Annotated in this window: 9 protein-coding genes and 1 pseudogene; 1 reads left to right on the top strand and 9 read right to left on the bottom strand. The window is 35.5% G+C overall.

Translation table 11 applies throughout. The features are described from left to right. Positions 1-15: 15 nt before the first annotated feature. The 8 genes and pseudogenes from LUA90_RS01505 to lpdA form a co-directional block, all read right to left on the bottom strand. The gene (locus LUA90_RS01505; RefSeq protein WP_231460043.1) at positions 16-951 is read right to left on the bottom strand and encodes an alpha-E domain-containing protein; all 936 of its coding nucleotides are present in this window, start codon (positions 949-951) and stop codon (positions 16-18) included. A 9-nt stretch (positions 952-960) separates the two neighbouring features. Continuing rightward, positions 961-2409 carry a circularly permuted type 2 ATP-grasp protein gene (locus LUA90_RS01500; protein ID WP_231460044.1) on the bottom strand — a complete coding sequence of 483 codons (1449 nt, stop codon included), beginning with the start codon at positions 2407-2409 and terminating at the stop codon, positions 961-963. Between the two features lie 423 nt (positions 2410-2832). Continuing rightward, on the bottom strand, positions 2833-3360 hold the full coding sequence (locus tag LUA90_RS01495; protein ID WP_231460045.1) for a ferritin: 528 nt from the start codon (positions 3358-3360) through the stop codon (positions 2833-2835). A gap of 294 nt (positions 3361-3654) precedes the next feature. Then, positions 3655-4014: a hypothetical protein gene (locus LUA90_RS01490; RefSeq protein WP_231489845.1), complete on the bottom strand. Its 360-nt coding sequence runs from the start codon at positions 4012-4014 to the stop codon at positions 3655-3657. Positions 4015-4079: 65 nt separating this feature from the next. Further along, the gene (locus LUA90_RS01485) at positions 4080-4643 is read right to left on the bottom strand and encodes a GNAT family N-acetyltransferase (RefSeq protein ID WP_231460047.1); all 564 of its coding nucleotides are present in this window, start codon (positions 4641-4643) and stop codon (positions 4080-4082) included. A 3-nt stretch (positions 4644-4646) separates the two neighbouring features. Continuing rightward, a complete protein-coding gene (locus LUA90_RS01480; RefSeq protein WP_231460048.1) occupies positions 4647-5486 on the bottom strand; it encodes an MBL fold metallo-hydrolase in 840 nt (279 codons plus the stop codon). 63 nt (positions 5487-5549) lie between these two features. Then, positions 5550-5879: pseudogene (locus tag LUA90_RS01475) on the bottom strand (multidrug efflux SMR transporter). 995 nt (positions 5880-6874) lie between these two features. Beyond that, positions 6875-8263 (bottom strand): dihydrolipoyl dehydrogenase, encoded by a 1389-nt coding sequence (gene lpdA, locus LUA90_RS01470; RefSeq protein ID WP_231460049.1) that lies wholly within the window; start codon positions 8261-8263, stop codon positions 6875-6877. Between the two features lie 527 nt (positions 8264-8790). Between lpdA and LUA90_RS01465 the strand changes: the two genes are divergently transcribed. Beyond that, positions 8791-12174: a TonB-dependent receptor domain-containing protein gene (locus tag LUA90_RS01465; protein ID WP_231489844.1), complete on the top strand. Its 3384-nt coding sequence runs from the start codon at positions 8791-8793 to the stop codon at positions 12172-12174. Positions 12175-12604: 430 nt separating this feature from the next. Here the strand turns inward: LUA90_RS01465 and LUA90_RS01460 are convergent, their stop codons facing one another. Then, complete coding sequence (locus LUA90_RS01460) at positions 12605-13786, bottom strand: AIR synthase-related protein (RefSeq protein ID WP_231460051.1); 1182 nt, start codon at positions 13784-13786, stop codon at positions 12605-12607. Positions 13787-14115: the final 329 nt, after the last annotated feature.

The following is a 14115-nucleotide window of genomic DNA, read 5'->3' as shown; positions in this document are numbered from 1 at the left end:
GGGATGATTAAAACATTATGAATTTGCGAAATAATATTCATTTAGCATATTTCCAATACCGAAAAGTTCTGATCGCATTTCTGTTAAATAATTGTGTAAACTTTCTTCTTCCATACTGCTTACCGAACTATAGGTAATCATACTTTTAAGTCTTCCAATTTTAAATGATAAACTATTGTAGTGTTCGATGTTGCTTTCGCTTTTTAATCTGTTAAAATACCTTTCGATATTATTCATAGAATAAAGGGCCGAACGAGGGAAATCGTTATTTAGCATCACCAATTCTATAATATTTTTAGCATCAAAACCCTGTCTGTAAGTCTTAAGGTACAATTCATACCCTCCTAAGGATAGTAACAGGTGTTTCCAGTACGCTATATCTGTTAACAAATCAGGATTAGTACTTACAGAGCTAAATTTTACATCCAAAATATCAACCGATTGTATGCTGCGTTCGAGGTGTTTGCCAATTTTCATAAAACTACGGCTCTCACCCCGTTCCATTGCACTATCTGCAGTGCCATGGTAAAGCATAACTTGCTTAATAAGCAAATCTAAAGCTGTTATGGGGTCGTCTTTTTGAACATACCAAAGCAGTTTTTCATCCTTTACGGTATGATAATATTCATTTAAGCATTGCCATAAATCTTTCGGAATATGTTCCTGAACGCTTCTGGCATTTTCTCTGGCAAGGGTAATAATATTTAATATCGAATTCGGATTTTCGCGATTTAGCAACAAATATTCAATAACCGCCCTGCTATCGTGTTGTATATTTAGCAATTCATTCTCATCATCAGCAGAAAAAATTCTGATGATTGGTTTCCAGGTAAATTCCTGAATGGTATCCTGAGATGAAGCATAATTTATTTTTAACATGCGCAACATACCGTCGCTACGTTCTACATATCTGCTTAACCAATATAAGCTCGATGCAACTCTACTTAACATATTTGTATTTTAAGAAGTTAAAACCCAGGTATCTTTACTGCCTCCGCCTTGCGAACTATTAACAACCAAAGAGCCTTCTTTTAAGGCAACTCTTGTTAATCCACCCGGAACAATTGATATTCCATCCGGTCCGTTAAGTGCAAATGGTCTTAAATCTATTCTTCGTGGTGCAAGTTTTCCGTTGATAAAACAAGGAGCAGATGAAAGGCTTATGGTTGGCTGAGCGATGAAATTGCGAGGGTCTTTTAGTATTTCCAATTTATATTCTTCGGTTTCCTGTTCGCTTGCCGCGTGGCCCATTAGCATTCCATAACCACCACTTCCATTCGTTTTTTTTATCACCATGGTATTGATATTTTCGAAAACAAATTTTAACTCATCAGGATTACTCAATTGATAGGTTGGAACATTCTTTAATATAGGTTCTTCATTCAGGTAATATTTAATCATATCCGGCACATAGGTATAAACCGCCTTATCATCGGCAACGCCATTACCAACGGCATTAACAATGGCAACATTACCTTTTCTGTAAGCACCCATTAAGCCAGCAACGCCCAACACACTATTTGGGTTAAACACAAGCGGGTCAATGTAATCATCGTCTACCCGGCGGTAAATTACATCAACTTGCTGCAAGCCTATGGTGGTTTTCATGTAAACCTTTTGATTTTTTACAACCAAATCCCGCCCTTCTACCAACTCTACACCCATTAACCGGGCTAAGGTTGTATGCTCATAATAGGCAGAATTGTACATACCCGGACTTAATAATACGATAGTTGGGTTCGATACCGCCCGGGGTGAAAGGGCCATCAAATTTTTGTACAAGATTGCCGGATACTCTGTTACACTCCTTACACCGCATTGCGGAATTAAATCTGGGAAAAGCCTTTTAGTAATTTCCCGGTTTTCGAGCATGTAACTAACGCCAGAAGGTGTTCGCAGGTTATCTTCTAAAACATAAAATGTTCCGTCGTGGTCGCGGATTAAGTCGATGCCGGCAATGTGAATGTAAATGTCGTGTAGTACATTAACATTGTACATTTCTCTTAAAAAGTGAGGGCAGGAGTAGATTACATTTATTGGAACAATTTTATCCTTTAAAATAAATTGATTGCTATAAACATCCTTAAGAAAAAGATTTAAAGCTTTTAAACGCTGTTTAATACCTTTTTCAATAAAAAGCCATTCACTCGAAGTAATAATGCGAGGGATAATATCAAAAGGGAAAATCTTTTCGATGCCTTCGCCACTATCATAAACCGTAAAAGTAATACCCTGACTCATGAAAAGCTTCTTTGCCAGTTCTTCCTTCTTGTTTAGATTTTCTAAAGATTCTTTTGAGAAGTTTTTAATGAAATTTGAATAGTGATTTCTGTAATTTTCACTATCAAGAAACATCTCGTCGTATGTTTTTGGATGATTTAAGTAATTTTGTATAAAATTTTCTATCATTTAACTTAAATTTTCTATTAAAGTATGATTTTGAAAATAAAAAAAGAATATTTTTAATATAAATTTAAATTTTATAGGAATTATATCCCTATTAGTATATTTTTTTACCTCATTTTTAGGCTTTAATGTAATTAATTAAAAATATTTTGATATAAATTGAATATTTATTTGTGAATATGTAAAATATGTGTACTTTTGTAATGCTCGTTAATTATTATTATATATTTGGTTTAAGAAAAGCGCTGGTAACGGCGCTTTTTTTATAAAATTAAGCTTATTCATAATCAACATAAACCAAACAAACTAAACCAAGTGAAGCTTCCTGTTTAAAATCGGGAAGCTTTCTTTTTTTGTTGTAAATTTTGTTCAAAAAAAAAGCTACCATGTGGTAGCTTTCTGTATTTGTTTTGTTGATTGTTTTGCTTAATCTTCAGAATAGGTAATTTTATTAACGTGCTTGTCAATTTCCCATCTTCCGGTACCTTCTTCTCCAATAACTTCAAATAATTCCAAAGCACGACGGGCTTTGTATTCCTCTTCACGTTGCTCTTTCAAGAACCAGTTTAAAAATTCCATCGTTACGAAATCCTGTTCTTTATGGCATTTGGCAGCAATGTTTTTAAAACTTTGGGTAATTGCAATTTCTGCTTCCAAAGCATCTTCAAAAACTTCTCTAAATCCCAAAAACTCCGTTTTAATTCCTGTAACCTCCGGAGATACTGCATTACCACCCATGTCTAACACATATTTAAACAATTTTAGCTGGTGCATTCTTTCTTCTTCAGATTGCTTTGTAAAATAATCTGCTGAGAAATCATAGCCATTTTGATTGCACCATGATGCCATTGATAAATATAGTGATGAAGAGTGAGCTTCTTTTTTTATCTGCTGATTTAAAAGTGTTTCAATATCCTGAGATAGTAAACATTTAATACGCATTAAATCTTTCATAATTCTTTTGCTTTAGTAAGAATACAAATGTACCACGTATTTGTTTAAAAATAGAAACTATCTGTTATATGAACTTAGTCTAAATTGCTGATAAGTAGGTATTTGTAATTAGTTTAAATAGCAATTGAAAAATGGACTGAGATGGAGGATGTTAGATGTAAGAGGGATAATGGAAGATGTAGGATGGAAGATGTGTTGCAACTTCGAATGTATATTCTTTTTGTATTAGGAAGATACGAGTTATCATGACTTAAGATTATAACACGGATTATACCGAATGCACAATCTTACTAACTAAAAAACCAATCTATAAAGGCAATCGCTAATTAAGTGATTTAGTTTAAACATGGTGAAAGTTCCTTGCAACAAATCTTTTAATGCAATAATTTCCAGTGCGTTTAGTAGGTAAATATGATCGCAACCATTGTAGGTAACCAATTCAAAATCTGCCTTTTTGGTATTTAGCAGAAGCGATTCAATATCGATATCTTCTACAACTTTCTTTAGTTTTTGAAGTGAAAGGCAATTGTAACGGGCAAACTTGCCGCCAAAATCAATATAAAAGCAATTTAATTTATCAGATTGATAAACGGAACCATAATTATTTGAGAATACGTTAACCAGTTCGTTAATATCGATACAAGCTTTTTCCATCGATACAAAAATTGTTATTATTTAGATTAAATACAAATAAAACTGCAAAAATCTTTTTGAGCTATTTATAGATGAACCTGATAAATCATGTGGTGGTATTTGCCGCCCACAAATTCTTTTTGATTATTGATAGTGAAACCTCTATCAAGATAAAACTTCAGCGCCCTATCATTATCAAATTCTACAATTAAACCAACCGTTTTATGTTTAAGTTCTTTTGCCCAGGCTATACCGGCATTAATCAGTTTCTTGCCAATTCCTTTGCCTTGAGCTTCAGGATTTACACCCAGGCTATCTAGATAAAATTCGCCAGCTTCTGTTTCGGGCTCTGGATTAAAATCTAATAAACCGTTATGAAACTTTAAATAATCAAGAAAATTCTTCCGGAGCGCTAAAAGTTTTGCGCCGTCATAAGCATTAAGCGAACCCAAAATCAAACCATTTTCTTCAAAAACTAAAGTATTTTGATAGCTGTATTGATTATCGGGTAGCCGAAAAAAATGCTCGAAAAAAGCCTGCGTTTTAACAGCATCTGTATCGTTGCTAAATTTGATTGCTAAATCGCCCATCGCCAAGATAATTAACGGTGCAACAGAAGCTGCGTCTTCGGGTGTTGCAAAACGAATCATCAATTAAATTTCGCTTAATTTGAAAGTTTCCGCAACGCGGATGCCTTTTTCAGTTCTTTGTAATGTACAACATTCATTAATCGGGTCGTGCTCCAAAAATAAAATGTAACTATTATTTACCGCTTCTTCCAGAAATGCCTGCTTTTCAGTTAAAGTTTTTAAAGGGAACATATCATAAGCCATAACATAAGGTAGGGGCAAATGCCCTACAGATGGCAATAAATCAGCCATATAAACAATCGTTCTACTTTTATAGCTTATTTTTGGCAACATCATCGCGTCAGTATGCCCATATGCAAAGCTGATGTTTATATTCCTTTGAAATTCAATATTCTCTCGTTCTTCAACAAATTTTAGCTGACCACTTTCGTAAATAGGCAGAATGTTTTCTTTTAAAAACGATGCTTTTTCCCGCTGATTGGGCTCAACCGCCCATTGCCAGTGTTTTTCGTTACTCCAATAATTTGCGTTCTTAAAAGCTGGCAATAATTTATCTCCGTCACGTACAATGGCACCACCTACGTGGTCGAAGTGTAAATGAGTTAAAAATACATCTGTAATATCGGCAGCATTAAAACCCAGCGCAGCTAAAGATTGCTCCATCGAATCATTGCCATGCAAATAATAATGGCTAAAGAATTTCTCATCCTGTTTATTGCCAATGCCGGTATCAACCAAAGTTAATTTATTATCGTTTTCAATTAAAAGGCAGCGCATTGCCCAGGTGCATAGGTTATTTGCATCGGCCGGATTTGTTTTTTGCCAAATCGCTTTAGGTACTACGCCAAACATTGCGCCACCATCTAATTTAAACAAACCGGTATCTATAGTATGTAATGTCATCGCTCTAATAAAATATGAACGCTAAATTTAGGATGTTTTAAGCGATGGGCAAAATGATTTTGCTTAAGCTGATTTATCTGGGGTTACCATTTTCAAGCCTACAATAGATAGAATCAGTAATCCGATGAAGAAGATTCGCCAAAAGTTAGCATCTTCTTTAAAGTAAAGTATCCCTACCAAAACAGTTCCAACTGCTCCAATTCCAGACCATATTGCGTAAGCTGTACCGAGCGGAATCTGCTAAATAGCTTTTGTAAGGAAAACAAAGCTGATGATAACGCAAACTACAAATCCTGTAGCCCATTTCCAATTGGTAAATCCTTCTGATAATTTTAACGATGTGGTAAATCCAACCTCGAAAAGGCCTGCAATAATAAGTAATATCCAATGCATAATTTTCTATTTGTTTTTTATTAAATAATAATTAGTTCAATTTTTGAACAGATAAAAGAGCTAAATGTTTTAATGGCTTAGCTTCACAATGCTTGGGTTGTTTTAATTTTTTGGAAATGAGCGTTCAGTTTAAATGGCAGATTACAGCCCCGCCAATCACTTTATTCCGCTGCGCTTCATGCTCGTTTATGTCGGGTTTACTTACAAAGGTCTGTGCTTAAAAGCCGTACTCGTCATCTCGACTGAAGCGCAGCGAAATGGAGTGATGTTTGAACAATTCCTCTCATATTTAAAATTTAATTGCACTGAGCACTTAGTGGTTCTCTTTGCAATCGAAATGTTGTATTGTCGATAATTTTTAAGTTTTGCCATTCACAAACCATTTGCAAAATAGCCCCTAGCGGGACCGAAATAACCGAATGGCTTCTGCATTTGCGCTTCAAATTATTGTTAAACTTTAATATCGAATGTTTTTCGTCATTGCAAGGCACAGCTTATCATAATACTTCGAGGAAGCAATCTTTTAGTATTTTTTGGTTAGTCGCCGAATGGCCTTTTCTTTCGTCTTGATACAAAATAAACAAAAAATCAAGGCTTCCCGAATGCTCGGGACAGGTGGAACTGCTGTCTGGTAAATTCTTTAAAGCTTTGATTTCAGTAACACAATTACTCGATTAAGAATAGGGCATAACGTGTTACTTTGGTTTTTTGGTATTTGCAATTTTCTGCATAAGCTTTAACGTTTTATCCATCCATCATTTCCTATGCCGGATTGCAGGGTGGATATAGCGAGTTTTCTGCGCAAATTATTAAGAAATTGTTAGGGATTGCAGATGCGCCACGCTATCCCCCTTTGGAGAAGCCTGTCCTGACTATTCGGGAGGCATGGGGAGGATTTATACTTTGAGGGGGGTAAACTCTCAGAATTGGATTGTTCTTAAACAAAAAAGGAAGTTCAAAAAGAACTTCCTTTCTAATATCAATGAAATTTAATGCTATAAATGAATTACTTCTCCGTAAGCATCAGCAGCGGCTTCCATTATGGCTTCGCTCATGGTAGGGTGCGGGTGAACAGATTTAATCATTTCATGTCCGGTAGTTTCTAATTTACGGGCAACTACAATTTCCGCAATCATTTCGGTAACATTAGCGCCAATCATGTGTGCGCCTAATAATTCGCCGTATTTAGCATCAAAAATTAATTTTATAAAACCATCTTTTGCACCAGCTGCACTTGCTTTACCCGATGCTGAGAAAGGAAATTTACCAATTTTTAATTCGTAACCGGCTGCTTTAGCTGCTTTTTCAGTATAACCAACTGATGCTATTTCTGGTGTGCAATAGGTACATCCAGGAATATTATTGTAGTCTAAAGGTTCAACATGCTGACCAGCAATTTTCTCTACACAGATAATACCTTCTGCAGAGGCAACGTGAGCTAAGGCTTGTCCGCCAACAACATCGCCAATGGCATAATAACCTTTTACAGATGTGTTATAAAATCCGTCGGTTACAATTTTACCTTTTTCAGTTTTGATGCCGGTTTCTTCTAAACCAATATTCTCAATATTAGCAACAATACCAGCCGCAGAAAGAACGATATCTGCTTCGATGGTTTGCATGCCGCTAGCGGTTTTAACAGAAACTTTGCAGCCTGCGCCATTTGTATCAACAGATTCTACAGAAGCTGAAGTCATTACATCGATACCAACTTTTTTCAAGCTACGTAATAATTGTTTCGATACATCTTCATCTTCAACCGGAACTACATTTTCCATAAACTCAACAATAGTTACCTTAGTACCCATTGTTGCATAGAAATAAGCAAACTCTACGCCTATGGCTCCAGAACCTACAACCACCATGCTTTTTGGCAATTCAGGTAAAACCATTGCCTGGCGGTAGCCGATAATTTTTTTACCGTCTTGTTTTAAGTTTGGTAACTCTCTTGAACGAGCACCGGTAGCGATAATAATATTTTTTGCAGTTAATTCTTTTTGAGAACCATCAGCGCCTTTAACTTCTAATTTGTTGCCTGGCTTAACTTTACCGGTACCCATAACAACGTCAATTTTGTTCTTTTTCATTAAGAATTGAACACCTTTGCTCATGCCATCGGCAACACCACGGCTACGTTTTACAACAGCAGCAAAATCTGCAGTCGCTCCGGCGGTAGTAATACCATAATCTGCAGCATGGTTAATGTATTCGAAAACCTGGGCGCTTTTTAATAATGCTTTAGTAGGGATACAGCCCCAATTTAAACAAATACCACCTAAAGATTCACGCTCTACAATTGCAACTTTCATTCCTAATTGTGAAGCTCTGATTGCAGCTACATAACCACCTGGGCCGCTGCCTAAAACAATAACGTCGTAATTCATCTGTTTCTTCTTATTTTTTATATCTGTCAGATGGAGCTTACCATAATTAAAAAAAAAATATCCTTTAATTATGGATGGTTCTTATCTATTCAAAAAGATTTGCTTTTAATCTATTTTAAATTTGGTAATCTTCTGATGAAGAAGTCTTTGCCTGATGCAAATTAATCCCGTACAATCTCAATAATTATACACTACCATTAAAGGCTATAATCGCCTTATCATTTGCCAAAACTAAAAAAATGTTTCTTAATAAACGACAATTGAAAAATTCGTTACAATAAGTTTATAATGGGTGTAAAAACACACATATAAAGCACTTGGATTCATTATTAAAATCATAAATAAGCAAGTTATTGATAAAGTGAAGGTTAAATGTGAAATACCAATGTTAAATGTTGAAAAGTTTTGACACAATTAATAATAATTTAACATTGGATGTTAAAATGTGTTAAAAATTAATAATTACATTTGCGGCACAAAATCTTCCCGATTTATTATTCAACAAAAAACAATTAAAAAAACAAAGTATGAAGAAATCTTTACTTTTAAGATTAGTACTCGTTGTTGTGGCTTTTGTAGGGATTACTTTAGGTGCTAATGCACAGGTAACCACATCGTCAATGACAGGAACAATTAAGGATAATCAGGGCGCTCTGCCTGGTGCTAGTGTAAAAGCTACGCATACTCCTACAGGAACGGTTTACAGCGTATCAACAAACAACGACGGTCGTTTTACGATTGGTGGTATGCGTGTTGGCGGACCGTACACAATTGAAATTAGTTTTGTTGGTTATAACCCTGCAAAACAAACAGAGGTTTATTTGAAATTAGGCGAGCCTTATGTAGTAAATACTACTTTGGTAGATAACAGCTCTACTTTATCTGAGGTTAAAATTGTTGGAACAGGTTCAAATACAATTTTAAATTCTAATAAAAACGGAACTTCAACTGTTATTAACAAAGCGCAAATTCAGAGCTTACCAACCATCACACGTAGTGTTAACGATTTAACGCGTTTAACGCCACAAGCTAATGGTACTTCAATTGGTGGTGGTAACTATCGTTCGAACAACTTTACTGTAGATGGTGCTAACTTTAATAACCAGTTTGGTATTGGTGGTAATATCCCTGCGGGTGGTTCTCCAATCTCAATCGATGCATTAGAGCAAATCTCTATAAACGTAACGCCTTATGATGCTCGTCAGACTGGTTTTACAGGTGGTTCGGTAAGTGCGGTTACTCGTTCTGGTACGAATACTTTCTCTGGTAATGCTTTCTATACAATGCGTGGTGAAGAACAACAAGGAAAGAGAATTGGCGAAACTTACCGTATCCCGGCTTTACAAAAATTCGATGAGAAAAATTTTGGTTTCAGTTTAGGTGGTCCGATAATTAAAGATAAATTATTCTTCTTTGTTAACTATGAGAAAAAACTAACTATCGCTCCAGGTACACAAAGAATTGCGGCAACCCCTGCAAATCCTTACTCAACAGCAAATCCAAATGTTGTTCAGGCATCAGAAACATTCTTGAATCAGGTTAGTTCATATTTATTAAATACTTACAACTATGCTACTGGTCCTTATCAAGGATATCAAAACAGAAGCGATAACGAAAAAATGTTTGCTCGTTTAGATTGGAACATTAATAAAAATCACCGTTTTAGTGTTCGATATAATCAGGTAGAAAGTAAATCACCTTCATCAGCAAGTACTTCAACTGGCGGTTCGCCAATTGGCTCGATAACTGGTTTTGCTTATGCTAATGTTAGATCTGGAACGGCTAGAACTGCCGGTTTACCATTCTTCAACTCAAATTATTATCAAGCAGCTAATTTATATTCTGGTGTTGCTGAGTTAAACTCAAACTTTGGTAGTAAAGTAACAAATGTTTTAAGAGCTACTTATTCTCATCAGAACGATCCTCGTACAACTGACGGAAATCCTTTTCCATTGGTTGATATTTTAGATGGTATTCCTGTAGGAAATAATTTTGGTAGTGTTCTAACCACTTTTGGATATGAGCCCTTTTCTTATGGTAACCTAAGAGATGTGAAAGGTTATACTTATAGTGATGATTTAAGTTTAGCTTTGGGTAAACACAATTTAACATTAGGTGTTCAGGCTGAGTTTAGTACAACTAAAAATGGTTTCCAACGCTTTGGTACAGGTTTCTATACTTTCAGAACGTGGAATGATTTTATTACTAATCAAAGACCACTTCAATATACTGTTACATATCCTCTAACAGCTGACGGTTCTCAAGCTTATCCAAGTTTTAAATTCAATCAATACTCTGCTTATTTACAAGATGAGTTTAACGTAAGTGATCGTTTAAAATTAACTGCTGGTTTACGTGTTGAACAAGCTACTTATCCAGATATAACTGAAGTTAGAACTCATCCATTGGTGGCTGGTTTGAATTTTGGTGGACAAAAAGTTGACACAGGTGTTTTACCTGAAAACAAAATTTCTTTCTCTCCTCGTTTCGGTTTTAACTGGGATGTAATGGGCGATCGTTCATTCCAAGTACGTGGTGGTTCTGGTATCTTTACTGGTCGTATCCCATTCGTATGGATTGTTTCTCAATCAGGTGATGCTGGTTTAATCCAATACACTCAAAGTTATACAGGAAATGCAGTGCCGTTTTTTAATCCATCAATTGCTCCACAATTATCTTCTGCAGCTCCAGCTGCTGGAACTTCAATTCCTTCTGCAGGTATTAGTGTAATGGCACCAAACCTTAGATTCCCTCAAACGTGGAAATCTAGTTTAGCTTTTGATGTTAAATTACCAGGTGGTATCGTTGGTACTTTAGAAGGTATTTATGGTCGTGATTTAAATGTTGCGGTTGCTAAAAACTTAAACCTAGTGAATCCGACTATTCAAATTTCAGGTTATCCAGACGGTAGATTGTTTTATCCTGTAAGTAATTCTGATAAATACATTAACCCAATTAATGCAGCTGGTTTACCAGTAGCTAACGGAACCCCAAGTGGTGGTACTAACGGTACAGTAACAGGATTTAACGCCATCCAAATGGAGAATGTTAAAGGCGGTTATAATTGGATGGCTACTGCTCAATTAACAAAACAATTCAGCAACGGTATTTCAGCAATGATTGCTTATACACGTTCTGACCAACGCAATTATGGTGACCAAAGTGGTGACCAATTAGCTGGTTTATGGAACGCTCCGCAAACTCAAAACAACGCTAACGTTCCAACTTTAAGTTATTCAAGTAACTTGAACCCGGATAGAATTGTTGCAAATATTTCTTACAAGAAATCATACTTCGGTAACTTAGCTACTTCATTCAATTTATTCTACGAAGGAGCACAACAAGGTAGATTTTCTTATGCTTATAATGGAGATTTTAATCGTGATGGCGTATCAGGAAACGATTTAATGTATATTCCAAATCCAGGAGAGCTAACTGCTGCATCATTTGTGGCTATTCCAGCGAATACAGCAAATTACGCTAGAGCATATAGCGCCCAAGAGCAAGCTGATATCTTTGAAGCTTATATTGCTCAGGATAAATATTTGAGTAAAAATAGAGGTAAAGTTGCTGAGCGTAACGGTGGTGTATCTCCATGGAGAAACCAGTTCGATTTCAGGTTAACTCAGGAAGTTTTCAAAGACTTTGGTAAAACTAAAAATTCATTCCAATTTACTGTTGATATCTTCAATGTTGGAAATTTATTAAACCGTAATTGGGGTAATGTAAACTTCGTTAATAATGCTCAGGTTTTGGTTCCTCAAAATGTTAGTGCAATCAACGCAACTACAAGACCAACCTTTAGAGTTGCTAACGCTTCAGGTGATATCGTAAGAGAAACGTTTGGTACTTCTCAAACCATTTCTTCTACTTACTACATGCAGTTTGGTGTACGTTATAACTTTAACTAATACATAAAATTAGTATTAATTAAAAAGTCCCGATGCAAATCGGGACTTTTTCGTTTATAAAAGGTTTCAAGTCCTAATGGATGCAATAAATATAGTTTAGTACTATTACAGTACTCTATCTATGCTTTATCCATGCTTGATCTACGCTTTATCTATTAAGTAAGTGTTTATCTGTTAGTTTAGCGATGCTAAATGTTAGCAAGGCGAGTCCAAAATAATAAATGGATTAGGATTTAAGATTAAATTTTTTGCAGATTCCAGATATCTTTCAGAACATATTTAAGAGCTAGTAATATTTTATTATGTAAGTCATTCGATTCCACCCAGGATGACCGATAGAAATCAGAAAATTTTATTGCTATGTTCAAAGATTTAGCTTCGCTGAGCACATTCGTGGTTCTCGGCTCCGCTCGAAATGACGGAAGAGGAATTAATTATAAACAAATATTCCTTTTTCGCTGTTGATGGTTACCTGCTTTTTATCGCTGTTTTGAACACGACCGATAATTTGTGCATCAATGTTAAAGCTTTTTGAGATTGCAATAATATCATCTGCAATTTCCTGAGGAACGTAAAGCTCCATTCTATGACCCATATTAAATACCTTGTACATTTCTTTCCAATCTGTACCCGATTCTTCCTGAATCAATTTAAACAATGGCGGAACAGGAAATAAATTATCCTTAATCACGTGTACATCATCATTAACAAAATGAAGCACTTTAGTTTGTGCGCCACCACTGCAATGTACAATGCCATTAATTTTATTTCTGTGATGTTCTAAAATCTTTTTGATAACAGGTGCATAAGTACGGGTAGGAGATAAGACCAATTTACCAGCAGTAATTTTTCCAAAACCTTCAACTTCAATTTCATCCGTTAACTTTTGGTTTCCAGAAAAAACTAAATCAAATGGAACAGCAGGATCAAAACTTTCAGGATAGTTGTTAGCGATTGATTTATCGAAAACATCATGACGGGCAGAGGTTAATCCATTTGAGCCCATTCCACCGTTATATTCGGTTTCGTAAGTTGCTTGTCCGTACGATGCTAAACCTACTACAACATCGCCAGGTTTAATATTATCATTACTGATGATATCTTCACGCTTTAAGCGACATGTTACCGTAGAGTCAACAATTATAGTTCTCACTAAGTCGCCAACATCTGCTGTTTCGCCACCGGTAGAATAAATAGAAATGCCTTGGTCGCGTAAGTCGGCTAAAATTTCTTCTGTACCATTAATGATTTCAGCAAGTACTTCACCAGGAATAAGGTTTTTATTACGGCCAATTGTTGAGGATAAAAGGATATTGTCGGTCGCACCAACACAGATTAAGTCGTCGATATTCATGATGATGGCATCTTGTGCAATGCCTTTCCATACCGATAAGTCATTGGTTTCTTTCCAGTAAACATAAGCTAGTGAAGATTTCGTGCCAGCACCATCAGCATGCATGATGTTACAGTATTCATCATCACCGCCTAAAATATCCGGAATGATTTTACAAAATGCTTTCGGGAAGATTCCTTTGTCAATATTTTTGATGGCATTATGCACATCCTCTTTTGAGGCAGAAACACCCCTTTGATTGTACCTATTATCACTCATGTTGCTACAAAGATAGCTTTTTAAGCTGAAAGACTAAAGCTGAAAGGTCAAAGGATTTTGGAAATGGAAGATGTTTGATGGAAGATGGGAAATAAAGAATAGGTAATTGGAAATATGGAAATAAAGAATAGGAAATGGATGATGGAAAATAGGTTATAGGGATTGGTAATGGGGGAATTAGCAGTCTGATGATTTTATATTCTAATAATCATAAGATGTTATTTCTTTTTTACTATATAAGAAATTAAGAGCATGTAAGCTTTTATGTTTGGCGCTAAACACAATTGAATCTTAAAATCGTTAATCCTGAAAATCATGATCCAAAAAAA

Source organism: Pedobacter sp. Leaf170, from assembly GCF_920984665.1.
GTDB lineage: Bacteria > Bacteroidota > Bacteroidia > Sphingobacteriales > Sphingobacteriaceae > Pedobacter.
Note: the sequence above shows the minus strand (reverse complement) of the source record. Positions and strands in the feature narration are given on the sequence as shown.

Excerpts from the sequence above, each read along its gene's own strand:
- LUA90_RS01505 (WP_231460043.1), bottom strand. The coding sequence starts at position 951 with ATGTTAAGTAGAGTTGCATCGAGCTTATATTGGTTAAGCAGATATGTA.
- LUA90_RS01500 (WP_231460044.1), bottom strand. The coding sequence starts at position 2,409 with ATGATAGAAAATTTTATACAAAATTACTTAAATCATCCAAAAACATAC.
- LUA90_RS01495 (WP_231460045.1), bottom strand. The coding sequence starts at position 3,360 with ATGAAAGATTTAATGCGTATTAAATGTTTACTATCTCAGGATATTGAA.
- LUA90_RS01490 (WP_231489845.1), bottom strand. The coding sequence starts at position 4,014 with ATGGAAAAAGCTTGTATCGATATTAACGAACTGGTTAACGTATTCTCA.
- LUA90_RS01485 (WP_231460047.1), bottom strand. The coding sequence starts at position 4,643 with ATGATTCGTTTTGCAACACCCGAAGACGCAGCTTCTGTTGCACCGTTA.
- LUA90_RS01480 (WP_231460048.1), bottom strand. The coding sequence starts at position 5,486 with ATGACATTACATACTATAGATACCGGTTTGTTTAAATTAGATGGTGGC.
- lpdA (WP_231460049.1), bottom strand. The coding sequence starts at position 8,263 with ATGAATTACGACGTTATTGTTTTAGGCAGCGGCCCAGGTGGTTATGTA.
- LUA90_RS01465 (WP_231489844.1), top strand. The coding sequence starts at position 8,791 with ATGAAGAAATCTTTACTTTTAAGATTAGTACTCGTTGTTGTGGCTTTT.
- LUA90_RS01460 (WP_231460051.1), bottom strand. The coding sequence starts at position 13,786 with ATGAGTGATAATAGGTACAATCAAAGGGGTGTTTCTGCCTCAAAAGAG.